General features: G+C 44.9%; 22 protein-coding genes and 1 riboswitch. Of the genes, 2 read left to right on the top strand and 20 right to left on the bottom strand.

Annotated elements, in window-relative coordinates; all coding sequences use genetic code 11:
• Positions 1 to 4 precede the first annotated feature (4 nt).
• The 6 genes from AC58QG_RS22510 to AC58QG_RS22485 all read right to left on the bottom strand — a co-directional run bounded on the left by AC58QG_RS22510 (position 5) and on the right by AC58QG_RS22485 (position 6,020).
• The gene (locus tag AC58QG_RS22510; RefSeq protein WP_497364343.1) at positions 5 to 1,717 is read right to left on the bottom strand and encodes a hypothetical protein; all 1,713 of its coding nucleotides are present in this window, start codon (positions 1,715 to 1,717) and stop codon (positions 5 to 7) included.
• Between the two features lie 21 nt (positions 1,718 to 1,738).
• Positions 1,739 to 3,022, bottom strand: coding sequence for an efflux RND transporter periplasmic adaptor subunit (locus tag AC58QG_RS22505; protein WP_497364342.1), 1,284 nt, complete (start codon positions 3,020 to 3,022; stop codon positions 1,739 to 1,741).
• Between the two features lie 46 nt (positions 3,023 to 3,068).
• Positions 3,069 to 3,704 (bottom strand): CpsD/CapB family tyrosine-protein kinase, encoded by a 636-nt coding sequence (locus AC58QG_RS22500; protein WP_497364341.1) that lies wholly within the window; start codon positions 3,702 to 3,704, stop codon positions 3,069 to 3,071.
• A gap of 16 nt (positions 3,705 to 3,720) precedes the next feature.
• Positions 3,721 to 4,482, bottom strand: coding sequence for a YveK family protein (locus tag AC58QG_RS22495; RefSeq protein WP_497364340.1), 762 nt, complete (start codon positions 4,480 to 4,482; stop codon positions 3,721 to 3,723).
• Positions 4,483 to 4,698: 216 nt separating this feature from the next.
• The gene (locus tag AC58QG_RS22490; RefSeq protein ID WP_497364339.1) at positions 4,699 to 5,001 is read right to left on the bottom strand and encodes a response regulator transcription factor; all 303 of its coding nucleotides are present in this window, start codon (positions 4,999 to 5,001) and stop codon (positions 4,699 to 4,701) included.
• The gene (locus AC58QG_RS22485; RefSeq protein WP_497364338.1) at positions 4,998 to 6,020 is read right to left on the bottom strand and encodes an HD-GYP domain-containing protein; all 1,023 of its coding nucleotides are present in this window, start codon (positions 6,018 to 6,020) and stop codon (positions 4,998 to 5,000) included. The genes AC58QG_RS22490 and AC58QG_RS22485 overlap by 4 nt, the downstream gene beginning before the upstream one ends.
• 484 nt (positions 6,021 to 6,504) lie before the next feature.
• Between AC58QG_RS22485 and AC58QG_RS22480 the strand changes: the two genes are divergently transcribed.
• Complete coding sequence (locus tag AC58QG_RS22480) at positions 6,505 to 6,984, top strand: hypothetical protein (protein WP_497364378.1); 480 nt, start codon at positions 6,505 to 6,507, stop codon at positions 6,982 to 6,984.
• Positions 6,985 to 7,531: 547 nt separating this feature from the next.
• On the opposite strand, the gene AC58QG_RS22475 is transcribed toward AC58QG_RS22480, so the two are convergent.
• The 9 genes from AC58QG_RS22475 to AC58QG_RS22435 all read right to left on the bottom strand — a co-directional run bounded on the left by AC58QG_RS22475 (position 7,532) and on the right by AC58QG_RS22435 (position 17,925).
• Positions 7,532 to 8,230, bottom strand: coding sequence for a response regulator (locus tag AC58QG_RS22475; RefSeq protein WP_497364377.1), 699 nt, complete (start codon positions 8,228 to 8,230; stop codon positions 7,532 to 7,534).
• Between the two features lie 24 nt (positions 8,231 to 8,254).
• Entirely contained in the window at positions 8,255 to 9,769 is a 1,515-nt protein-coding gene (locus AC58QG_RS22470) for a DUF4118 domain-containing protein (protein WP_497364337.1), read from the bottom strand.
• 5 nt (positions 9,770 to 9,774) lie between these two features.
• The gene (locus AC58QG_RS22465; protein ID WP_497364376.1) at positions 9,775 to 12,078 is read right to left on the bottom strand and encodes a histidine kinase; all 2,304 of its coding nucleotides are present in this window, start codon (positions 12,076 to 12,078) and stop codon (positions 9,775 to 9,777) included.
• 71 nt (positions 12,079 to 12,149) lie between these two features.
• On the bottom strand, positions 12,150 to 12,713 hold the full coding sequence (kdpC, locus tag AC58QG_RS22460) for a potassium-transporting ATPase subunit KdpC (RefSeq protein WP_497364336.1): 564 nt from the start codon (positions 12,711 to 12,713) through the stop codon (positions 12,150 to 12,152).
• A gap of 28 nt (positions 12,714 to 12,741) precedes the next feature.
• Positions 12,742 to 14,778, bottom strand: a complete 2,037-nt coding sequence (gene kdpB / locus AC58QG_RS22455; RefSeq protein ID WP_497364335.1) for a potassium-transporting ATPase subunit KdpB — start codon at positions 14,776 to 14,778, stop codon at positions 12,742 to 12,744.
• Positions 14,779 to 14,816: 38 nt separating this feature from the next.
• Positions 14,817 to 16,487, bottom strand: a complete 1,671-nt coding sequence (gene kdpA, locus AC58QG_RS22450) for a potassium-transporting ATPase subunit KdpA (protein ID WP_497364375.1) — start codon at positions 16,485 to 16,487, stop codon at positions 14,817 to 14,819.
• 47 nt (positions 16,488 to 16,534) lie between these two features.
• Positions 16,535 to 16,612: a potassium-transporting ATPase subunit F gene (locus tag AC58QG_RS22445; protein ID WP_420851896.1), complete on the bottom strand. Its 78-nt coding sequence runs from the start codon at positions 16,610 to 16,612 to the stop codon at positions 16,535 to 16,537.
• 118 nt (positions 16,613 to 16,730) lie between these two features.
• Positions 16,731 to 17,156 carry a hypothetical protein gene (locus tag AC58QG_RS22440; RefSeq protein WP_497364334.1) on the bottom strand — a complete coding sequence of 142 codons (426 nt, stop codon included), beginning with the start codon at positions 17,154 to 17,156 and terminating at the stop codon, positions 16,731 to 16,733.
• Positions 17,157 to 17,352: 196 nt separating this feature from the next.
• Positions 17,353 to 17,925 carry a hypothetical protein gene (locus tag AC58QG_RS22435; protein ID WP_497364333.1) on the bottom strand — a complete coding sequence of 191 codons (573 nt, stop codon included), beginning with the start codon at positions 17,923 to 17,925 and terminating at the stop codon, positions 17,353 to 17,355.
• A gap of 6 nt (positions 17,926 to 17,931) precedes the next feature.
• A riboswitch (cyclic di-AMP (ydaO/yuaA leader) is annotated at positions 17,932 to 18,102 on the bottom strand.
• A 348-nt stretch (positions 18,103 to 18,450) separates the two neighbouring features.
• Here AC58QG_RS22435 and AC58QG_RS22430 point away from each other — a divergent pair.
• Positions 18,451 to 18,963 carry a hypothetical protein gene (locus AC58QG_RS22430; protein ID WP_497364332.1) on the top strand — a complete coding sequence of 171 codons (513 nt, stop codon included), beginning with the start codon at positions 18,451 to 18,453 and terminating at the stop codon, positions 18,961 to 18,963.
• 31 nt (positions 18,964 to 18,994) lie between these two features.
• On the opposite strand, the gene AC58QG_RS22425 is transcribed toward AC58QG_RS22430, so the two are convergent.
• The 5 genes from AC58QG_RS22425 to AC58QG_RS22405 form a co-directional block, all read right to left on the bottom strand.
• Positions 18,995 to 19,243 (bottom strand): YolD-like family protein, encoded by a 249-nt coding sequence (locus AC58QG_RS22425; RefSeq protein WP_497364331.1) that lies wholly within the window; start codon positions 19,241 to 19,243, stop codon positions 18,995 to 18,997.
• Positions 19,244 to 19,775: 532 nt separating this feature from the next.
• A complete protein-coding gene (locus tag AC58QG_RS22420) occupies positions 19,776 to 21,602 on the bottom strand; it encodes an APC family permease (RefSeq protein ID WP_497364330.1) in 1,827 nt (608 codons plus the stop codon).
• 165 nt (positions 21,603 to 21,767) lie between these two features.
• On the bottom strand, positions 21,768 to 23,564 hold the full coding sequence (ade, locus tag AC58QG_RS22415; protein WP_497364329.1) for an adenine deaminase: 1,797 nt from the start codon (positions 23,562 to 23,564) through the stop codon (positions 21,768 to 21,770).
• A 205-nt stretch (positions 23,565 to 23,769) separates the two neighbouring features.
• Positions 23,770 to 24,618, bottom strand: coding sequence for a DUF3473 domain-containing protein (locus AC58QG_RS22410; RefSeq protein ID WP_497364328.1), 849 nt, complete (start codon positions 24,616 to 24,618; stop codon positions 23,770 to 23,772).
• The gene (locus AC58QG_RS22405) at positions 24,611 to 25,276 is read right to left on the bottom strand and encodes a class I SAM-dependent methyltransferase (protein ID WP_497364327.1); all 666 of its coding nucleotides are present in this window, start codon (positions 25,274 to 25,276) and stop codon (positions 24,611 to 24,613) included. The genes AC58QG_RS22410 and AC58QG_RS22405 overlap by 8 nt, the downstream gene beginning before the upstream one ends.
• Between the last annotated feature and the right edge of the window lie 7 nt (positions 25,277 to 25,283).

Below are 25,283 nucleotides of genomic sequence, written 5' to 3'. Positions count from 1 at the left end.
TCTCCTATCGGTTCCATGTTTGAATGAGTCTTCTTACCTCACCAAATGGTGTATCAATAATTTCATACATGTTTAATTTCACCGTGGTTTCTAGTGTATTGAAGTCAAAGTTTAGCGTCTGTGGACCGCTGACAAGTTTATTCTCACCTGTGAACGAAAACACCCTTGAGGTCATAATCTTGTCAGAAGAATTAACAACCTCTAGTCTCAACTTAGACGCTCCTTGATCAGCTACAACCTCGTCTTGAAGTTTAATGTCAAAATCAACATTTAACTTGTAGGAGTACGAGCTTCCAGAGCCCATATTATAGTAGGTTGATAACGACCAACTATTCAATGTGGCATTAAACGGATAGAAAGCCTTATCTGATGAAGCATCCATAACATTCGTCCTGAAAGCAGCAACTGCGAAATTATAGGGCTCTACTCTTTTCGTGTCGAGGATTTCCATTCCTAATCGATTACCCGTTTCTGTATTAGGAACAATATAAGAATAGTAGACAACATAGCTGATATTTGGAATCAAGGTTTCCACCTTCGTATCTTGTCTATTACCCAAATACTTATTTCCGCTACTGCTTGTCAACACGGTCTGGAAACGTGGCACTTGAACAGGTCCTTCACTCTTATTAAGCAGTTTAAACTTAGCAACCAAAGCTTTAAACCCGCCGCCCGTGCTCTCATTCATATGCAAGTCAATTAAAGATACCTCAACTTCAGGGCGAATAAGACTACTTAAAGGATCAAATACGATAGGCTTGTTCCACTCATACAACGATAGTTGATTCATAAAACGCTGCGTGCTGGTAGCTCCTGAAAGATTGATCATCAATCTTCCGATTAAATAAGAGCTATGTGATTTATCCTCAGCAACAAAGTCTTCCGGCGTTAGTATGATTAAGCTCCTTAAATCTGCTCTGCTTTTAACTGGGATCGCATAATATACATAATTCTTTTCACCTGGATCCAATGTGATCGTTCCTGGATCTATCCGTTTTCCATTGAAAACCTTATTCGGTGATTTCCCGTTAACTCGAAAATCGGCTATCGTGGTTGCCTTATCACCGACATTGGTTGCCAGAAAACCAACAACGGTCACGGGTCCATCTGGCGTATTCTGTTCATTTAAACTTACAGGCTTATATTCGACATTGCTTGATAGCACAGGGATGGTAAACGTATCTTCCCATTGCTTGATCAACACCGGGTCAGATATAGCAGCCTTGTCCCCTTTCCACTCCAAGTCAGAAATGGGAACCGAGATGATTCTTGTTTCATGCTTGGGATAGACGAACTCATCAACATCCAACCAAGACAGTTCAGTTAAAGTGAAGTCGTCATAACGATCTACAACATTCATATAACTTAGCTCAATAGTCTCTTTCGGTTGTATATTTCTAGGATTCGCTTGACTAGGACGCATAATATACTCCAAGCCCTCCTGAGTCTTCGCACGAACTTCATATTCAGGTACACCGATTAAACGATCTCCGTCATTATAAAGGCGAACAACAGCACCTATTCTAGTTCCATTTGGGCTTGGTTCATTCAAAACACTTTTCACTTCTACTTTGATGGCATCCGTAAGTTGGTAGCTCAATTCCGTTGAAGATTGTGCGTATTTCGCATCTGCAGCTACATGAAAAGAGGCAGATGGAATTACTAAGGAGGTCGCTAAGATGAACATAATCGTCGTTTTTTTCCAGTTTATTTTCAAGTCGAGTCACTCCATTTTTAATTATTGCTCTTCCACGGCCGTCATTTGAACTCTCGTTTTATCGATTAGCGCACTAGGGTTAGTTTTAACAACAAGTTCCCCTTCTTTAAGGCCAGAAGTTACTTCTTGATTGGGCTCATTCAATCTTCCCAATTTAATGCTGCGTTTCTCCACTGAATCACCAGAGACTACATAGACAAAAGCATGCTCGCCCTCTTTAACGATGCTATACGTCGGCACAGTGACCACAATCTGGTCTTTGTCATCTGACATTTGAAGCTTGAGCTTCATGCCAGGCTTCAAGAGGATATCTTTATTCGGCACTTCTAAATTGATTTCATAGGATTTGCTTTCGGGGTCCATTACCTTTGCTAGGTAGCTGATCGGTCCCTTAAATTTCGTTGTATTCCCTGTTAGGAAATAAGACATCTCTGTTTTACCGCTAACTAATTTCGTTTCATCTTCAGTAAGCTGCGCTTTAATTTTAATGGGATCCAGCCTTTGAATAGTCCCTACCTGCACGCCTGATTGCACGGTCATCCCGGTTTCCAGTGGCATTTCGGTCAATAAACCACTAACAGTGGCTTTTACTTCTAGATTTTGCATAGATTGATTAAGCTGCTGTAACGCAACTTGGGCACCTTTGAGCTGTGACTCTAATGCAGAAGTAGCATCAATGGGCTCTAATTGGTTTTGCTTCTTCTTCAATTGATCCAGATCCATACGAGCATTCATCATTTGAGTTTCCATCTGATACAGCTGTGCCTTAGTAGCTAGTCCAATATCATAGTCATTTTTCATTTTGTTATAGCTACGTAGGAGCGTTGTCATGCTTAGCTCCATTTTTTGAATCGAGTTGCTCATCTCGAATTTCTGATTTTCCGTATCTCTTTGCGCCTTGACTTTCGCTTTAGCGATTGCTTCCTGAATGGCTGTGATTGCAGCTGCAGCCGAGTCTCTTTGGACGAGGGCTTCACTCGATTTTAGCTTAATGATAACGTCTCCCTCTTGGACCATATCTCCGCGCTTCTTCATGATCTGCTCAATATCGCCTGCCGCCTTGGCGACGACGGTAAATTGAGCAGAGGATTGTACTTCGGCTGTACGCTCGAGGGGTTCTCCAATTTTTTGCTTTATCACCTTGAATGCTTTAACACTGGGTACGGCCTGATCCTTATACACAGACGTAGCGTCCGTACTAGTAACTACTGTATCTGAGCATCCTGCCAAAATCCCAACGCTTAGCGTCAATATGCACGCGATTCTTCCGGTTCGCAGATGCGGCTTTCGTCTTTTTTGTCTCATTAGCTATAAACTCTCTCCCCTTACTTTGATTTTTCAACATAACGGATCAAAGATACGCATCTGCATGACGATTCCTTACTTCGTTCAAAACGACCCCAATCAACTTCACATTTGCCAGCATAAGCTCTTCTTTCACTTTCTTAGCTACATCACGCTTGACCTTCCCATATTCAACGATGAGAAGCACCCCATCACACTTGGTCGCCATAATCTTGGCATCCGTTATAGTTAGAAGAGACGGCGTATCTACAATGACAATATCGTAATTTTCCCTAAGGGCGACTAAGAGGGTATCCATTTGCTTGGAAGCTAATAATCCAGAAGGATTCTGCGAACCTGGTCCTGTAGTAATGATCGAAAGATTCTCTACAATGGTCTCACGAACAATCTCACTTACAAGAGCCTGACCTTCCAAATAATTAGTAAGCCCCCGTTTATTCTCATCACTAAAAGCTTGGTGAATCGATGGATTTCGGAGATCCGCATCTAGCAGCAGCACTTTCTTCCCGATCTGCGCGTAGGCCACCGCCAAATGAACAGCTGTCGTTGTCTTCCCCTCACCTCGGCTCGAGGAAGTGACTGTAATTGATTTCGCCTCTCGACCAAAAACAGAGCATTCGATATTAAATCGTAATGATCTATAAGCTTCTGATGTCGAGGAATTAGGATGGATGTGCATCATTATGGGAGAATTGGTATTAGTAGCTAGTTTTGGCATATGAGATATCCTCTGCTTTTTTACTAATTTTGTTTTTCCGCTTTACACGTTGCATTTTCCTTTTCACTTTAGGTATGTAAGCTAACGTCGAAAGTTCAAAAACCTCACGAATATCTTCTTCCGTTTTCAACGTGTCGTCCATCGCATCCCATAGCAGTATGATACCAATTGTAGCAGCCAAAGAGGCAACGAAGCTTAAAATGATATATTGATTTGATTTCTGATTCACAGGTGTGGGATTGTCTTGAACCTTGGCTCGATTCAGAATTGTAATATTATCAACCTTCATAATGTTTGGAATTTCCGACTGGAATACATCTGAAACAGCATTCGCAATTCGCACTGCTCTTTCATGTGAGAAGTGTCGTGCGACAATCGACATGACTTGTGTTTCATTGAGGTTGGTTACATTAACGATTGAGATTAATTGGTCCGTGGAGACATGTAAATCGGGGTATCGTTGAACAACTTTATCCATAATAGCTGGTGTTCTAATGATTTCCTTGTAGGTATTAATGAGGGACATATTAACACCGATGGCTCCGTAATCAATCTGTTCTTTACCGAGTTGATCTTGTTCAGAGGTTTTATTAACAATTAGTTTTGTAGAAGCTTGATAGATTGGAACATAGTTTGATGTCGAATACATGGCTGTGAGAATTGTACAAATACTTACAATTAGTACAATGATCCACCAACGTTTTAATATGACCATTACATATTCTTTAAGATTAATTTCCATGATTCCCCTCCAATAGAAGTCTATTTCTCGATTCCCTATGATACTATTTGTATCTTTATTGTTACTCTTACTTTAAGATACTTTTCGTATCATGTCAACACAATATTATGTGATTTTAGTTCCAAATCGTATCAATAGTTTGAGGATTATAGAAAGCAAAAAGCAGCACTTTCCTCCCTAGAGGATAGGCTGCTTTTACTAGGTAAAACTCTTTGATTATCTCATTCCCATTGACGCAACACGCACAGACTCACCTGTACTTAGCCTAGAAACTAGCAGAGCTTGCTGTAACAGCAAGGCTAGCAGCTTTCGCATGGAGCCAATGCCGATTTTACCCATGATGTTGGCAAGGTGAATTTTCACTGTTTTCTCACTAATACAGCAATTTTCGGCAATTTCCTTGTTGGTGTATCCATATGTCGCAAGTAACGAAAGTATTTCAGTTTCACGTTGGGTTAGACCATAGCTGGAATAAAATTGAAGTAAAACGTCTGACTTCTCTGAGTTCATTGGCTTCATATGACAACTTCCTTTATATGAATGTGTCTTTCTCGACTAAGATCAAGAAAGGAATTTTCGATTTTCACGAGTGGATTCGTATCATCTGTTGGATTAATATAGACGACTTCGCCCCAACGTCCATCCGTAAGAAGTACCTGCCTGCCTACTAGATTGTAAATGATGTTCTGTAAAAAGACGGAAACAATATGTGGATCTAATTCTCCGAAGAAACCTTTCCTTAAACGGCTGACAACCTCGTGAAAAGGCATCATTTCATGATACGGCCTCTTCGATGACATCGCGTGGAAAACATCCGCAACGGCGACGATTCGGCTCATTTTGTCCAATTGACTATCTTGCAGCTGCAGGGGATATCCCGTGCCATCCGCCCGTTCATGATGTTGAAGTGCAACCAGTGCTACACGATAGTTAATGCCCACCGTTTCACGCAGCATATTATAACCAAGAATGGTATGCTTTTTAATCTCGTCATACTCTTCGTTCGTTAATTTCCCTGGCTTCATAAGAATTTCTTGAGAAATCTTGATTTTACCAACATCATGCATGGTAGCCGCTAAAGATAGAAGGGCTACTTCCGTATCTGCAAGTTCCATCCATTTGCCGATGAGTGTCGAAAGAATGCCCACGCCAATATTATGTTGGTGCGTGTATTCATCCTTCGCCTTGACGGCTTGAAACAATTGAAAGAGATCAGGGTTATCGGCCGCCTGCTGGACGATTGGGATTAAATCCGTCTTTATCTCCAGCAACGGTATTTTCTTGTGTCTCTGAATACGCTCGAATAAGTCTTTGGCATATTCCGTAGCTTTTTGAACAAGACGATTCGCGTCATGAGCGGGTGCGGATTCAGGCTGGCCGTCAGACATGGCCGTGGTAACGATATCCATTTTATCGATGCGATGCTGCTTAAATAAATCCAAGTGCTCTTGATTGAGAACGGTATGAATAGGGACTAAGACTAGTCCATAACTTGTTGTCACATCATATCTTAATCTTTTACCCAGTAGGTCTCTCAAGAAATCCCGCTCCATTAATTTCAAAATCGTACCAATTTCCATTATATACGACAAATTCTTTCATATATATGGGAGGATTAACCTATATTTCGACAAGCAAACCTAGGTTAAATTTCCCAATTCGGACTATTATACCATTCCTTATAGGTCTAGTGATCCTTCATTTTTGTTATTTTCTAACCGTGACATCCGTCTATCCCCCTGCATATAGTAAGTATCGACAATCCGCTTTTACCTAAGGAGGACTTTACGAATGGCATCGAACAAGAAACAAGAACTGCGCGACGTTGAGCTTGAAACTGAGATTTCACAAAGCGCGGCAACGGACTCGGACTACCCTACAGCTTATTATCCACAAAATACGCCATACCCTTACGGCTATCCCGTACCTCAATATTACGGCTGGGTACCTGCCTATGATCCACGCGGCTTAGGCGGCTTGGGTGGCTTCGGCATCCCCGGCTTCCCAGGAACAGGCGGCGGCATGATGCCTGGCTTCCCAGGCCAGCAAGGTGGTTTCGGTGGGCCGGGCGGTTTCCCAGGTGGGCCAGGGTTCCCAGGCGGGCCAGGTGGTTTCCCGGGTGGACCAGGATTTCCAGGCGGGCCGGGCGGTTTCCCAGGTGGACCAGGATTCCCGGGCGGACCTGGAGGGTTCCCAGGTGGACCTGGCGGTTTCCCAGGTGGACCAGGGCAAGGGCAAGGCGGATATCAAGCGCCAACTTCTGCGCCACCATCTCACATACCGCAAAAGCCGCTTAAAGCGCCAGGGGTATACGCTGTAGATCCAGGAGGCATCTCCCGCTGCTTGTTCAGATTCACGTATATATGGCAAAGCAACGGACAACAATACTGGTATTTCCCAGTGTTCGTTGGACGGACATCGATTTCTGGATTCCGCTGGACCGGATTCTCTTGGATATTCTTTGGTATCGATTTGCGCTTTATCGACTCCTTTACTTGCTAATTCTTTATAAAAAAATTAAACCAGTTAACATCCGGTTTTGCGGATGTTAACTGGTTTTTTTGTTGGTACATCCCATAGCCACAAGTGTCGTTTTGGCTCAACTAATCGTTCGAAACTTGGGGCAGCGAGTGCTCGGAATGGACGCACGGGATGCGAACACGGGATCTTGGCGCACGAAAGCTATAGGTGGAGTTTGTAGGTCTTGAGGAACTAGTGCTTTACATTTGTATTAACTGGAAAATATACAGCTATTTGCGAGTAATTTCCTCGATTATTCGATTTAACTGTAAAACATGTAGTTAAAACTGCCACTTTTATTCAGATCGGCTAAAATGGTTATAATTAACTGCAGATTCTCCATCTATTCTGCGTTTGATCGGAAAAATCCAAAATTTGAATGTAAGTAATAACATCTATTCGCCTAGAGCATGTAGATTTACGAAACTTCCAGCCGGCCAACTCATTATTTCTGACTCAGCAATCTCTACTTCTACAGCTACTCCCTCTCTACTCGCAACCAGCATGTCACACATCATCATCCACTTCGCTAATTCTCCTGCCAAGCAAACCGGTACCCGATCCCCGGCTCTGTCAATATATACTGAGGTCTCGTCGGATCTGTCTCTATCTTCTTCCTCAGATGTCCAACATACACCCGCAAGTACTGGCTGTCAGATTCATACTGCTGACCGCCCCACACTTGTTTGAGCAGCTGTTTATGTGTCATAACACGACCCGCATTAACGCCAAGCACCTTGAGTAAGTCATACTCTGTTGGTGTTAGCTTTAGCTTCTCACCATGCAGCTCTACGCTGCGCTTGGCCAAATCAATAACGAGCTGCCCGAGCTTCAACACAGGCTCATCCGGCGCTTTGGCAATATGCCGTAGTGCAACTCGCATGCGAGCCATGAATTCGCCCATACCGAATGGCTTCGTCACATAATCGTCTGCGCCGCGATCTAAGGCAGCGACTTTGTCAGGCTCTTGATCCTGCGCAGTTAGGATGATGACGGGAACATTCGACCATTCCCGAATGCCGTCCAGTACCTCCATACCGGTCATATCTGGCAGCCCCAGATCTAGCACAATTAAATCTGGCCGGAACATCGCAGCCTGCAGCAAGCCTTCCTTGCCAGTTGCTGCTTCCGCTGTATCAAATCCATGCGCAGATAACGTAACCCGCAGTAATTTCCGTATTTGTGCCTCGTCATCAATGACTAAAATTTTCGCTCCTGTGGTTGTCATCATTCTCTCCGTCCCTCTTAGCGACTACTGTGATAAAGGCAAGCTCAGTTCGATAACCGTACCCTGACGGCCATCTCTCCTCGCACTAGCGGTAATTGAACCGCCATGCGCTTCCACAATACTTTTACAAATAGCGAGCCCAAGCCCTGTGCCAGGAATATGTTTGGTACGATCTCCTCGATAGAATTTCTCGAATATCCGTTCCCTATCAGCTGGAAGAATGCCCGCTCCTTCATCTGTTATTGTCAGACGCAGCCAATCGCCGTCCTTCTCTGCTTCAAGACGGATTTCGCTGCCTTCAGGTGAATACTTGATCGCATTGCTGATCACATTCATCAGCACTTGCTCAATTAGAACTTCATCTAGTGGGACAGATGGAAGCTCCGGATTCAGAGCGATATGAACGACTCTATTCTGCAGAGAATCCTTCAATTGCGTTAAGGCAACCCCAACAACATCCTCGATCCCGCACCACATTTTATTTAAACGCATCATGCCGCTCTCAATCCGAACCATACCAAGCAAATTCCCAACGAGTCTATTCATGCGCGTAGCTCCCTCACGGGTTGTAAGCAATAACTCTCGTCGATCATCTGGACTAAAGACGTCCTCTCCCTCGAGTAAACCCGTGACCGAACCAATAATCGTAGCCAGCGGCGTGCGCAATTCATGAGAGAGCGAATCCAGCAAGGCTGTGCGTAGCTTTTCAGACTCGGCTGTCAATTGCGCTACTTTGGCCTCATCCGCAAGCTTAACCCGAGATATCGCAACGGCTACAAGATCTGAGAGCGCTTCGATGATCCGAATAAGCTCTGGCATATCGGACATTAATCGATCGCCAACTTGTACAGCGAGCACACCATGTACCTGCTGGTCTGTAGCTAAGGGGACATGCAGATCCGATGATTCACTCAAAGTTCGAGTCCCTCGACCCGCAATCGTATTGTTACGATTCACCCATCCGGCGATAGTTAGGTGGGCTTCATCGCTAGCCCAATCTCCACTATCCTTCGAAAAAGCTTCAACCTGCTGTTCACCTTCATGGTTTGGCAAAATGATAGCAACCTTCGCATCAAGCGTATCGGAAACATGTTGAACAATCTGCTCCAGCAAAATGTCTAAATCTGAAATCGCTGTAATCTTGCGACTTAACGCATACAGGGCAGCGGTATTCGCTTCTTTCTGATGCGCTTGATGGAACTGACTCCGAAGCTTTGAAGCCAGGTTTGAGGTAAGGCCAGCCACACTTAAGAACACCAAAAAGGTTAGGATATAACGCAAATCAGCAACCGTTAGACTGAAGGTAGGTGGGACAAAAAAGAAATCAAATGCCAACACGCCTAATCCCGCAGCAAAAAAAGATGGCCCCCTCCCCCATCTAACAGCACTAAACAAAACAGGGAATAAGTAAAGAAGCGATATATTGACCAGATCGAAGAAAAAGTCAAAACCTTTTAAAAGTATCGTCAACAGGATGATAAAAAGTGCAGTCACACCATACGATTGCCAGTTTGTATGTTCGTTTTTTTGAGTTTCCATATGGTTTATTTTACCCTATTTCGCGAAGTTTGCCACGAATCATAATCAGCAACAATGAGCACATCCATTGTGCTTGCATGCGGCAAAAGCTTTTTGACGATATCGTCTTTCCAAACGATGATTTGCGTAGCTCCGGCGTTACTTGCTTTCGCTGCAAAAACACGTGGAATTTGGTTACGATTCATTACTTCCTGATAGGAGAATTCGCCTCCCAAGCGAATGGTCAGCTTCTCTAGCTTCTCTAGCTTTGTCTTCCACTCGTCATCCGTATGCCGAGCCGCAATAAAGCTTACATGCCAAGCGGCTTTAAGCCGATGCGCAATGCGAAACCCCCGCCGAATTAAGCGGTCAGCCTGCGTGATTTCGGTCACACACACATAAATGACTTCTTTCCGCCGCCATGGACCACGCAGGGAGCTCTTACGCTCCATCGATTCCAAACGTTCATCCACATCATCCGCGATTTCACGCAGCGCTAATTCACGTAAGGCGATCAGATTCCCCGTTTTAAAAAAGTTGTTTAACGCCTGATCTACTTTCACCATCGCATAAATCTTGCCGTCTCTCATACGAAGCTGCAACGCTTCTGGGGAAACGTCAATTAACTGAACTTCATCTGCTGTACGCAGGATGCTATCTGGTACAGTTTCCCGCACCCGAATACCCGTTATATGCTCAACTGCATCATTCAGGCTCTCCAAATGCTGAACATTTACAGTCGAAATAACCGAAATGCCCGCTTCCAGAATCTCCAGCACATCTTCATAGCGTTTCTTATTCTTACTTCCTGGTACGTTGGAATGTGCAAGCTCATCCACTAAGACCACTTCAGGTCGCAGACGAATAATGGCTTCTGTATCCATCTCCTCCAGCCTTACGCCTTGATATTGGTTTACGGCTCGCGGCACAATGTCAAGATCACCCACTTGCTGGGTCGTCTCTTTTCTTCCATGGGTTTCAAGTAAGCCAATCTTCACATCGATCCCTTTTTTGAGCAGATCATTGCCCTCCCGCAGCATCGTGTACGTTTTACCTACACCAGGCGCAGCTCCAATGTAAACCTTGAATCTGCCGCGTCTGATTTTTTCGATTTTCGCCTCCACTTCTTGCTTACTCAGACGTCTATATTTGTAAGGCTCCTTGGGCGTGTGAATATGAGCAGGCAGAATACGCTCTCCCTCCTGAGATGCCCGATCGGCAACCAGAAACACATCGATATTTTTGGTTCTTTTTAACACGCCATTGATGACCGAGCCTTGTAAAAAAGTTTGCCATCTCGTTTGTTTGGAATGCCCTAATACAATACGTGTAACATGATTGGCATTCGCATAGTTCACTAAGATCTTAGGAATGCAGCGGCGAAAAGAAAGCGGCAGCTCTTCAAATTTACCGCCTACTTTCTCTACAAGCTTCATAATTGACCTTCGAAAAGTAGCCGCTTCTTTGGTAAGCGTTTTACCTTGTTTTCGCAGCGTGACCACATGCAGATCACCATTCAATCGCTTCGCGATTTGTTGACCACGGCGTACATAAATGGATCCATTCCAGTGATATTGTGTTGTAACCAGAATGCGTTCCGTCGCTCCGGATGGCCCCTGAAACCCCATTTGTTCACGATGTGCTTCCAAAGAATCATTTACATCCTCGGCAACAAGACGAAGAGCCAATTCCCGCAGAACACCTAAATTACCGCGTTTAAATAAGGCTGCATCTTTGTTCCCCTTTAAATGCCCCTCTCCAAGCCGCGTTAAAATCGTTTCAGGCGTTGCATCGATGAGCCTCACCTCATCGGCCAGTTCTAGCGTATCCGAGGGAACGCAGCACCCCACTTCAATGCCTGTCAGCTTATGAGCAACTTCCATCGTCCCTTCTAGCTCATAGACATTCGCCGTGCTGATCACGCTAATATCGTGGGAGAGTAAATATTTAATATCTTCGAGCCTGGTTGGAAATTGGGCGCCCTCCCGGTTCTGATGAGCAAGCCCATCAACGAGAACAACTTCAGGGTTTCTTTCGAGTAAGGCTTCCAAGTTCAGATCCTTTTGTTCCACGCCGTCTTTCATCCAATGAATGCTTGGTATTCTCTCCAAATCCCCCAATTGTTCCACGGTTTCCGGTCGTTGGAGCGTCGAAACCGCACATATCACCACATCGATCCCTTGCCCCCTGAGATTATGTCCTTCTCGCAGCATGTGATATGTTTTACCAGAGCCGCTAACCGCCCCAATATAAATTTTAAAGCTGCCGCGGTGCAATTTGGAGATGGATAATAGGATCTCTTCTGGTGTTTTTCTTTTGAAACCATCCATATTAGTCACTTCCTCTCCTCCTTCTCTAAACGTGCAGAAACCACTCTCTTATCGAGAGTGGTCGACTGTCATCATAATTTCACTTGTTTGAGCAGTTCCATATTCAATTCAGTCACATTGACTCTAGGTTCACCGAATATGCCGAGCTGCCTTGTTATTGTAACTTGATCAACAAGGTCATTTAGCTTGCCCTCTGCAATCCCCGTTTCTTTACTAATTCTCGGAACCTGGGCTTTCGCTCCTTCTGGAGATAAGTCTGGATCGAATCCGGAACCAGAAACAGTGACGATATCAGCCGGGATATCCGTTAATTTCGGATTTTCTAACTTCCAGGCAGCAATTTTTTCTGCCATTGCCGCTGCATAATCGCTGGAAGCTACCACTGTATTGGAGCCCGACGATGCTGTAGGATCATACTTGGCTGCAGAAGCTCTTGGATGGAAAAGCTTTGGAGACTCGAAGCTCTGAGCCAGTAATTCCGATCCAATAACCGTACCGCCTGATTCTATGAGACTGCCATTCGCTTGTTTGGGAAATAAAACTTGAGCCACTCCTGTCGTAGCCAGTGGATAAATGAGTCCACAGACGATCATGAACAATAACGACACACGAACAGCTATCATAACCGATTTCATAACGCGATCTCCTCGTTTCTCTTTCTCTCTACACAATGTTTAAGCCGTGAAGTACCATATCAATGATTTTAATCCCGATAAATGGCACAACCACACCACCTATACCGTAGATCAAAATATTGCGAGACAACAATCTATCTGCTGACATTGCCCGGTATTTTACACCCTTCATCGCAATCGGAATCAGCAATGGGATGATGATGGCATTGAAAATTAAGGCGGAAAGAATGGCCGATTCTGGCGACGCCAGATTCATAATATTCAATGCCTGCAGCTGCGGCATAGCTAGAATAAACATCGCAGGAATGATCGCGAAGTATTTAGCAATGTCGTTGGCGATCGAGAACGTCGTCAAAGCTCCACGAGTGATCAATAGCTGTTTACCAATGGAGATCACCGAAAGCAGCTTGGTCGGATCGGAATCCAGATCGATCATGTTAGCCGCCTCTTTGGCAGCCATCGTCCCTGAATTCATTGCGAGTCCTACATCCGCTTGTGCAAGTGCAGGCGCATCATTCGTGCCGTCGCCCGTCATGGCTACAAGCTTACCTTCTTGCTGTTCTTTCTTGATCGCCGCAATTTTATCTTCCGGCTTCGCTTCAGCAATAAACTCATCCACACCGGCCTCGAGTGCAATCGTTGCAGCCGTAAGTGGGTTATCCCCTGTGCACATGACGGTTTTGATACCCATTGCGCGAAGTTCTGCAAATCGTTCCTTCAAGCCCGGTTTTACCGTATCCTTGAGGTAAATAACGCCATAGATCCGCTCGTTAATCGTGACCGCTAGTGGAGTGCCGCCGGCTTTCGCGATTCTGTTCGTTATCGTTTCTAAGTCATCTGGAATTTTGCCGCCAAGCGCAGCTACATATTTTTTGATCGCATCTACCGCACCTTTGCGGAATTTTATACCGTCTTTTAGATCAAGCCCCGACATCCTCGTTTCAGCGGTAAACTCCACCACTTCTGCATCCGAGTAGTGATCCGCTTGCCAAGACTCGCCAAGTTTATTCGCAAGCTCAACAATCGAGCGTCCTTCTGGTGTTTCATCCTTCACAGAAGCTTGCAGAGCTGCAAACGTAATGTCTTTCACAGATTTGCCACCCACAGGCACAAATTCCGAAGCCATCCGATTCCCGAAGGTAATCGTCCCTGTTTTATCTAGGATCATGGTGTCGATATCGCCAGCAGCTTCAACCGCTTTACCTGACATCGCAAGTACGTTAAACTGCGTCACACGGTCCATGCCCGCAATACCGATCGCTGACAAGAGACCACCGATTGTTGTTGGAATGAGACAAACGAGCAAGGCAATCAACGTGGAAATTTCTAATTTCACATTTAAATAGGATGCCATCGGAACCATGGTCATAATGACGATTAAGAAGATCAGTGTCAATACAGCAAGCAGCGTCGTTAAGGCAATTTCGTTCGGTGTTTTCTGCCGTTTAGCACCTTCGACGAGTGCGATCATGCGATCCAAGAACGATTCGCCGGGATCCGTCAACACTTTGACAACGATATAGTCAGAAGCTACCCGCGTACCGCCTGTCACAGATGAGAAATCGCCGCCAGCTTCCTTAATTACAGGAGCAGATTCACCTGTAATGGCTGACTCATCAATAGAAGCTAAGCCTTCAATAATTTCGCCGTCGGACGGGATGATCTCTCCAATTTCAATGCGGACCACATCTCCCTTGCGAAGAGAAGTCGAAGACACTTGCTTATAAGAACCATCCTTTTGAACCAAGCGAGCCATCGTATCGGATTTCGTCTTCCGCAGGGAATCAGCCTGAGCCTTACCGCGACCTTCGGCCAGCGCTTCGGCGAAGTTAGCGAATAATAAGGTGAACAGTAAGATTAAGAACACCGCAATGTTGTAGCCTCGCCCTACTTCCGTGCTGCCAAAAAGCTCAGGTGCGAGAGAAAGCAGAAGGGTAATCACCGTACCAATCTCAACCACAAACATGACCGGATTCTTGATCATAATCCAAGGATTTAATTTTTTGAACGAATCAACGATAGCTTGATTCATAATTTCTTTGGTTAAAGTTTTTTTACGTTCCACAGTCCAATCAATCCTCCATCTCTATTACGTCTATCCTTTTAACGCGCCGCCAGATGTTCAGCAATCGGCCCCAGTGCCAGCGCCGGGAAGAACGTTAGAGCACCAATAACTAGAATAATCATGATCATAATTCCCATAAATAAGGGAGTATTCGTCCGCAGTGTCCCCGTCGTAACAGGGACGACTCGCTTCGTAGCAAGGGAACCCGCAATAGCCAGCATCGCGATGATCGAAATGTAACGGCCAAACAGCATCACCATACCAATGCCCAAGTTGTAGAAGTTTGTGTTCGCAGTCAGGCCACCGAAGGCAGATCCATTATTGGCTGCGCCCGATGTGAAAGCATACAGCACTTCAGAGAGACCATGTGTGCCCTGGTTGGCTATGGAATGAATAGATTCAGGACGAATCAGCGCCCAAGCTGTCGGTGCGAGAATGATAAGCGGATGGGTAAGAATCGCGATAGCCGCTAGCTTAATCTCTTTACCTTCAATCTTTTTACCTAAAAACTCTGGCGTACGCCCCACCATTAACCCGCAGATAAACACGGATAAGATCAAGTAAAGCAAGCCGTTTAACAAGCCTACTCCTTTACCGCCGAACACATTGTTCAACATCATTTCTGCAAAAGGAACAATGCTTCCAAGTGGCGTAAGCGACTCATGCATATTGTTTACACTGCCTGTTGTTGCAGCTGTGGTCACGGCTGTAAATAAAGCTGATTCCGACGGTCCGAATCGAACCTCTTTACCTTCCATGTTGCCATGTACGCCTAACGCATCTACTGCAGGCACACCTTTATACTCAGCATAGAATACCGTAGCGACCATAACTAAGAAAATAATCCCCATTGCTGCAAAGATCGTCCAGCCTTGCTTCTTGTTCTTGATCATGAGGCCGAATGCATACACCAGCGATGTAGGAAGCAGCATCATACAAATAATGTGGATTAAGTTCGCAACAGGTGTTGGATTTTCAAATGGATGCGCGGCGTTCGTACCGAACCAGCCACCACCGTTGGTACCTATGTGTTTAATAGATTCAAAAGAAGCTACTAAACCACGGGTAATTGTTTGCCCAGCACCTTCAATGGTTGTAGCTTGTACGGCCCCTAGTAGGGTTTGTGGGACACCTTGAAAAACTAAAACCAATGCAACTATGAAGCTAAGCGGTAGAAATACCCGTGTAATCGCTCTTGTTATATCGACATAGAAATTCCCAAGATTATCTTGACGGCCAACTAGACCGCGTGTGAATGCAACGGCAATAGCAAATCCAGTTGCTGCCGAAGTAAACATCGGGAACGTAAGCCCCACCATTTGTGACAAATAGGACATGGTATTTTCACCGCTATAGGCTTGCCAATTCGTATTTGTAATGAAAGAAACAGCTGTATTGAATGCGAGTGCCGGAGGCATATTACCTATGCCATCAGGGTTAAGCGGTAAGTATTTTTGAAGCCTAAATATCGCATACATGAGCAGCATCATGACAAAGTTAACTAACAGGACAGCTCCTAAATACTTTTTCCATCCCATGCCCTCGTCTTCTTTAACGCCCATTATGCGATAAGATACACGCTCGAAAGGACCAAAAACACGATCAAGGCCACTCTTTTCATAGCCGAATACTTTAACCAAGTAACTCCCCACTGGCTTTACCAAAAGCATGATAATACCCAGTGTGATGACTACTTGTAACAATCCCATACCCATAGTAGGTTCTCCCCTTGCTTACATAATCTCATATTCTAGAATTAAAATTTCTCCGGCTTCACTAAAACAAAACCGAGATATACAATGATGGCACATGCAATTAATCCAATAACAATCATTTGATTGCCTCCTTTACGCCTTTTCACAATATTTCGCAAATCCCCAAAACCCTAGAAATGTTACGGCAAATAATAAAATCATCGTTACATCGTTGTACACGGACACACCTCCTTTAAATCAGACAGAACCTATGTTTTTATTTGTTTTTAGAGCTGATAGTAGAAATTTGACGTCACCATTTTTAGAATAAATGACATGATCAGCACCCAGTCCTTTATAAATCAACCGGGGATTCACGCTTTGCGTGATGATATAAATGGACCTGGAGGTCCAACTACGGCATATCTGGATATACCTGCAGCATAAAGGTAAGCTTTCCTCGAACAAAACGACATTCCCAATCGGATAGTCGGGAATGATAGACGCCCCTCGATCCGTCGTATCCACTTGGATAATTTTCTTCACTCCTTGACCTTCTAACTTGATTGTCTCCATCTTGTTGTTAGTTAATGCAACAAAAGGAAGACCAACCAATTTCGTATGTTTCATAAACTCCACGCCTGCTTTGGTTGGCGCAGCTATCAGCAAAAAATCACTTTGCATGCACACCGTCCTCCTTGCCTGAATCATTGTAACGCCGATCTGTATAAAAAGGGGGTAAAGAAACTATGGCATCCGTATAAAAAAAGTATAAAAATATGGATTCTCGTGTCGCCCAACCTAGTTAAATTAAAAGAGCACCTCCCCACGCAATTACAAGTGGTTGAAGGTGCTCTTTGAATTGGAATCAAGCTCTCTCTTAGAAAGAGATATACGCGCCAGAATGCTCAAATAAATAAGTGCGATCAGTTAGGCATGGTAGTTCTTGTTCACTTGCAGTTGATAAGTTCTCTAGCTTTTCAGATAAATTCGTTAGTGCAGATGCCATTAAATGAGATCTTACTTCTCCCCATGCCTCTTGTTTCTGATGAACGTACTGCAAACCGTCCTTAAGGGTTAAACCTTTGAGCTTCTGGAAAACAGCCGCCCATTGAACGAAATCCCCTTTAAGGTTGCCGCATGGAATCACGAATTGCCCTAAACCACATGTTCCGAGATTCGTTGAAATCGTCAGTAAACCGCAATGACAGTTCGTGCCATGCCCAGGCTGCAATTTATCGGATAATTCACAATCAAATCGAAAACATTCAATGCGGGTAATTTGACATTCCTTCGTACATGCATCTGATTCTCTTACTAGCGTCAGGGGTTCGGGGTACATAATAGATTCACTCTCCTCAATTGTGAACAACAAAAAGAAGCCAAAGAGCAGAGAATCTCTACTCACGGGCTTCGGAGCAGCGAGAATAATCGCGCTGCGGAAGGCACGCAAAGAAGGTGGTTCTCTCCCAATACGCTTACGAGGTTAGCTGTCGGATTCGGGCTTGGAAGTGCCCTACTTTGGCAAGCTGCGCTTGCTTTAGATTCACCCCGAGGAACCGATTCTACATGACGATCGGCTCCGGTTGGTTCCCCCGTTTCCCTTGCGGGAACTCAGCGTTGTGCATCTATGTGTTGTTGCTGAACCGAATGTTACGCCGTTTGCTCATGGATGTAAAATGCGCTGGAAGCACTTATTTCGCAATCTGTGGTAGGTGATGTTTATGAAAGCGCGACCAATTATAAAACACATGCATTTTCGATAGAAATGCTTCGACTTACTTCCGTTTTTGCCATTTTGCTGTAATCCGGCCTATGCTCCAACGACGTTTAGAAAACCAACGGATTTACATTTTTATTCTATTTTTATACGTTTGCTATTCATTCTTTACCCCCTTTTTATACGGTTCAAACATACAATTATGACATATATTCATTCACTACCGACTCTGAGACTAAGTCAAAAAGGAGAACTGTCATGACTTCCTCCCCCCGTTATTATTTAGGGATAGCACCTCATTTGTTAAATCCGGTTGATTTACATTACGAGTGGTTTGGTGTCTTATGGCTAGAAGAGGAAAATCATTTCCCTATCATTGTTGGTTACTGGTTTTCTAAAGAAAAGTCCGAGATTACACAAGATGCTATCCTGTCCGGATTTTCAACATGGACCGAAATATCTGATCATCAAATCATTAAGAGAATGTATCAGTCTATAAGAAACAAGCAAAAGAAACAGGATTGGGAGAAGCGGACTCGCTTGTCTATCCGTACGATTTTCAAATCACCTTGGAATGAAGTTGCCTCAGGATTGTATATCATCAAATCGCGGGAGACATACCCCCTTCATGTTTCTGCCGTTCTGAAGAAGAAATTCTTTGTTTGGTTGGAACATGCCGCCGTCTGTGAAACAGAGGAAGAGCTTCGTGGGTTTATGAAACGGGTAAGTGAAGAGCATCAGATGGAAATCTTAATGAAAAAAAGCCGTTAAAATAACAAAAAGCTTCAGATAACAAAGAATGTTAGATGAAGCTTTCCCTGTATGTAGCAATTTCTGCACTAAGTAGATCATCAAGTGGAATCCAGTCGATACCCTCTTCATGAGATACCTTTATTCTTCTAGATTCCTGATCAAGCTTAGTTATTAAACCGGTAATCTGACGGTCACCCTTGTCATCATATATGCTCAAGATGATAAATTTCTGATCTTGAAGAGCTTCACTAATTACATTCGCTAATTTTTCATTCTGTCGATTTACGTTAAATTTCATTCCCTCACACCCTCATAAGAACATTAGTTCGTAAAAATATTATACGCTTAATATCACATGAGGTAAAGTAATCGTAAATAATTAATTATTGAGCATTGGGTTCCCGTGCCGCAGGAGCATTCCCTGCCCAGTTAGTCGAAAAAATCGACTAACTCACGTGCCGGAGGAGCTTTCCGTACCCTATTAGTCGATAAAATCGACTAACTCACGTGCCGGAGGAGCTTTCCGTACCCTATTAGTCGATAAAATCGACTAACTCACGTGCCGGAAGAGCTTTCCGTACCGAGTTAGTCGAGTAAATCGACTAATTCACGTGCCGGAGGAGCTTTCCGTGCCCAGTTAGTCGACTAAATCGACTAACTCGCGGGTCGGAGGAGCAGCTTTCCGTACCCACTTAGTCGAAAAAATCGACTTACTCACGTGCCGGAGGAGCATTCCGTGCCCAGTTAGTCGAAAAAATCGACTTACTCACATGCCGGAGGAGTTTCCCCTTTTGAAACTCACTATCCCGTCAAGCCGCAGCCACCCCATCCTACTTTTTCAAATGATACGGCACAGTCGTCACAATCAAGTTCCGCTTATACAGCAGGAAGGCCCTTATCAGCAAGCTGGATTGATTGTGCAGGATGTTATGCCAATTTTTCTTGGGTATAAACTGTGGGATGATCACGGTTACCCGGAATTTAGACTCCGAAGCCTTGTGTTCCACCGTATCAATGAATTTGGTCAGCGGATGAACAATACTTCGATAATGGGAATGCAGCGTGACTAAACGCACATCGGGCTGCCACTTCTGCCATTTCTCCTCAAACTTTTTCTCATCGTCTCGTTCAAAAGCCACATACACCGCAATAATTTGATCGGGTGAAAGTGATTTGGCATAGTTCAACGAATTCTCCACCACATTGGTGAAGCCTGCAACTGGTACGATCATGACATTCCCTTCAATCGGGATGACGGGTTCACAAGAAGTGAGGCGCAATTGTTCAGCGATCGCATCGTAGTGTTTTTTAATTTGATGAAAAATAAAAACAATGAGCGGGAGGAAAATGAGGACACTCCACACTTGTCCAAATTTGGTGATAAAGAAGATCATCATGACGATAAAGCTCATGAATGCGCCAACCAAATTTACTGATAATTTGAGCAACCAGCCTCTCGGCTTTTCCCGAATCCACTTCACCAACATTCCTGTCTGAGCCAGTGTAAAGGGGATAAACACCCCCACGGCATAGAGTGGGATGAGCTGCTCCGTTTGCCCTTTGAACACAATAATTAACAGCATGGAGGTAACGGCTAGGAAGATAATCCCGTTCGAATAGCCCAATCTGTCTCCGCGCATGGTAAACATTTTGGCAATAAATTTATCTTTGGCCAGATTAACCGCCAACAAGGGAAACGCAGAATACCCCGTATTCGCTGCAAGAACAAGGATCATCGCGGTTGTGCCTTGGACGATATAATACATCAGATTCTTACCGAATGTAACAGTCGCTATCTGGGAAACGACGGTTTCCTTCTCGCGCGGCGCAATGCCGTAGTAGTACGCTAGGTAGATAATGCCCGCGAACAGAATGGCTAATAAAAGGCCCATAGCCATCAAAGTTTTCGAAGCATTGTTCGGGGCAGGAGTCTTAAAGTTAGGAATCGCATTGGAAATCGCCTCAACCCCAGTTAAAGCCGAGCTGCCTGAGGAGAAGGCTCTTAGCAATATGAATAGTGATATTCCCGCTACGGGTGTCCCCAATGGCGCATGTAAATCGGCTGAGATTTGGCCAGTAACAATTTTGTACAAACCAACACCAATGAGGATAAGCAATGCCACCACAAACAAATAAACGGGATACGCTAGAATAGACGCCGACTCTGTTATACCGCGGAGATTGAGGATCGTAATAAAGAACACCAGCGCTAATGCAATAGGGACCGTGTAGGCATGTAAGCTTGGGAAAGCTGATGTTATCGCGTCGGTACCTGCAGAAATACTTACCGCTACAGTCAAAATGTAATCGACCAATAAGGACCCGCCTGCGAACAACCCAGCGTTCATACCTAGGTTCTCTTTCGAAACGACATAGGCACCTCCCCCATGCGGATAAGCAAAGATGATTTGTCTATATGACAATATAAGGGCTACTAACAGAAACAGAACACCGCAAGCGATAGGGATTGTATACCAGAAAGCTGCTGCGCTAATCGTAATTAAGACAATTAGAATCTGCTCTGGACCATAAGCAACCGAGGAAAGCGCATCCGATGACAGAATGGCCAAGGCTTTCTTTTTATTAAGCTTCTGCTCGCCCAATTCGTGGGACTTCAATGGTTGGCCAATTAACAAACGTTTCAGATCAGACAACAATATGTACACCACCTAGATGTGATATGTTCGTCTCAGTTTGCCCTATTTCTCCAAATCAATTATAAATAGTGGAAATGCACTGTAGATTAACACAAAAAAGCGACCAATCGCTCGGTCGCTTAGTAAGCACTTCATAGTGGCTTCAATAAAAATGAGTTAAATGGGCTAGACGATCTCCACATCAATCAGCTTAAACTGAGTCACATCCACAAGCCCGCGGTTGGAAATGCGAATTTCTGGAATCACGGGTAGGGCGATAAGGGAGAACGTCATATACGGAGCATTCATCGAGCAGCCGATTTGTTTCCAAGCTTGATCCATCTGAGCGACTTCAGTCACCACTTCAGGCAAAGACTTCTCCGACATGAGCCCAGCGATCGTCATCGGAACTTGGGCCAGTACTTTACCATTTTCAACCACGATCATGCCGCCGCCCATCTTCACAAGCTCATTCGCCGCGAAGGCCATATCCGCTTCATCAATCCCCATCACAAGGAGATTATGACTGTCGTGGGCCACTGTTGAGGCAACCGCACCAGATTTCACGCCAAATCCATGTGCAAAAGCAAGCGATATCTGCCCCGTACCTCGGTGCCGCTCGATACAGGCTAGGCGAACCACATCCAGCTCAGAGTCAGGTTGAATAATGCCTGCTTCCACACGGAGCTCCGCCGTCATCTTCTCTGTTCTGGCACTATTCTCGATGACGTTGATCACATTGACCTTCGTTTGAGGCTGTTGGGTAGCCGTTGCAAGCCTGAAGTCTTCCACGGTTAGCTCCCGCTTCACGTTCATCGAGTTGCGAATATGCGCCGGGTACGTGAACATGGGGAATTCCACCGCCAGCTTTCCTTGCTCGGCAATGACTTGACCATCCGTGATAACGGTAGATGGCTCCATCTTCTGCAGATCATCGATCAGCAAGATGTCGGCGCACTTTCCAGGTGTGATGGATCCCAAATCATGCTCCAGCTTGAAATAACGCGCCACATTGATCGTTACCATTTGAATCGCGGTAACTGGATGAACACCTTCTTCTATCGCGCGTCGCGCCACATGATTAAGGTGTCCTTTCTCCACTAACGTTTGGGGATTCACGTCATCCGTAACGAGCGAAATATTGGACGTATTGACACCATCCTCGGTGACAATCTTGATGACCTCTTTGACATCATGCCACGCAGAACCTTCGCGAATCATAAGATGCATCCCCATTCGAACCTTGTGCAGACCTTGCTCTCGGGTTACCGTCTCATGGTCTGACGTAACGCCAGATGCCAAGTAGGCTTGCAGCATTCGATCATCGTCACTTGGAAAATGACCTGTAACCGTCTTGCCGCTTTGCAGCGTCGCTTCGATTTCTCCGCACATTTTGGGATCTCCGTACACGACACCTGGGAAATTCATTACTTCACCAAGTCCCACCACGTTGTCCCACTGCAGCCCCGCTTGAATATCGGCTACTTCCAGTGTAGCGCCGGCATCTTCCAGATCATTCGTCGCAGGCACGCACGATGGGAATGTCGTAAACACTTTGAGCGGCAGCTGCTGCCCCTCTTCATGCATGAGTCTGACACCCTCTGAGCCAAACACATTTGCAATCTCATGCGGGTCCATGAAAATCCCCGTCGTCCCTTTCACGATCGCGGCCTTCGCAAATTCCGTCACGGAAAGCATCGTACTCTCTACGTGCATATGGCCATCCAGCAAGCCTGGCACCATAAATTTTCCAGTCGCATCGATCACAGTGGTCTGAGCCCCGATGGTATGGTCCGCCTTTCCTATGTAAGCAATGCGTCCAGCTGCAATCGCGACATCCATATGTGCAATGAGTTCACCGGAATAAACATTCACTAAGGTACCATTTTGAATAACAAGATCCGCTGCTGTTTCTCCCATTGCAACCTTAGCCAAAGTGCGGCTCACGTCGGTAAGTTTATTTCGATTTGGGGTATATGTCATAGTTTTCGTGCTCCTTTACTTCTTCTACATTAAAATACGTGATGATTAATAAATGTACACTTTAATGTATATGAGAGCAACTGGTGAGAAAACCTCTATCGAGGTAATTCAAAGATGAGCGACCGCGTTTAGAGGTAGGTTTTATCGCCAATTAGAAAGATGCTTTCGGGAGCCGAAAGCTTATTCTTTCTAATGTGGAAAAGCATCATGCAAATTCTTTTTTCAAATGCTCCGAAATAGACGTAAAGGAGAATTCCTTCAACATGTGTTCTAGCTTGGTTTTCGTACCTTTCACATTGTAGTAATGGATGAAACGCTCCTTGAAGGGAAGCTCCAGTTTGTGCTCCCTCGGATCGATTTCACGAGGATGCAAATAGACAATGGAGCTCTTCCCTTGGCGATTAGCCGATTGAATCGCTTTTCTTATGATAAATTCGGGAAAGAATCTAAAATAAAATCCACCGGAATAGCCGATATTTCTCCCACCAGCTCTCATCACTGACATGGGAATTTCATATAGGTTAAGCTCTCTACCGTTAACCGTAGGTCTATGAATTTCCGTCGGAGCTGTTGGAATCCCATACAAAAAGGTTTTAACAGGGAAGATGCTAGCGTCATAAGCTAAGCCCAACTCTTCCAGTACTTCGAGGTAGTGGAGGTTGCTTTCAATGATTGACCATGACGGCGCCCGATATCCGAGTACCTTCGTTCCGGTTAAATTTTCGAGAATATGAATTGATTTTTGGACATCCGCACGAAACTCTTCTCTCGTTTGTTTATACGCTAATTCATGGGCATACCCATGAGAGGCGACATCATGACCCTCACGCGCGATGGCCTTCACGATATCTGGATAATCCTCGCCAATACAGCCAAGTGTAAAAAAGGTCGCTTTACATCCCGCATCGCTGCACATCTGAAGCAATGTATCCATATGTGCTCGGAAATTAGTGCCCTTGCTGCGGTCAGGCTGTACGTGGTCATAGTTCGCATGAAACCATTCCTCAATGTCAAAGGTTAGGATGTTGGTGAGGCCATTTGAGGAATTAGACATGCTTCTTACTCCCCTTAATAGCGAATGATGTGCATAAACGGTCGTACACCTTCCATTCAGCGTTTCCTTTGGTAACGAATGAGAACGGATGATAGATCTTTAAGAACTCTATATGCTCAAATCCGTGCTCCACGAACACTTTCTTCAGTTCATCCATCGCGTACATGCGATCGAATTTCTTCGTTTTCTCGAACAATTGCAACACTTTCCTCTGCCATGACCTGTGGTGCAAGGTTTCAATGAGAAGTGTCCCCCCAGGCTTCGTCACCCTAGCCAGCTCCGCAATAACGGCTCGATAGGAATCGATGAGCTGAATAACGCCAATACATAATACAAGATCAAATTTCCCATCTTCGAAGTGAAGAGCCGTTAGATCGTCCGACGACGTACGAAGACCTCTCTCAGCGGCAAAGGCGAGGCTTTTCTCTGAAAAATCCACCCCATACACGGCATTTGACCCAACGAGCGGCTCACTAAATGCACCTACGCCACAGCCAGCATCCAGAATGTCTTTCCCCTGCAGCTCTCCGAGCCATTTTAGCGTTTGATTTCGCTGCATAAAGAAGCTTTCCTCGTTATAATAGTCGGAGGATTGCACGGACGCGCCATGAACTTCTGCCCTCTTGTCAAAATATTGCTTCCAGCTAAGATTAGCCATGATCTAT

Source organism: Paenibacillus sp. J22P169 (assembly GCF_059691995.1).
This window is presented reverse-complemented; position numbering and strand designations above follow the sequence as displayed.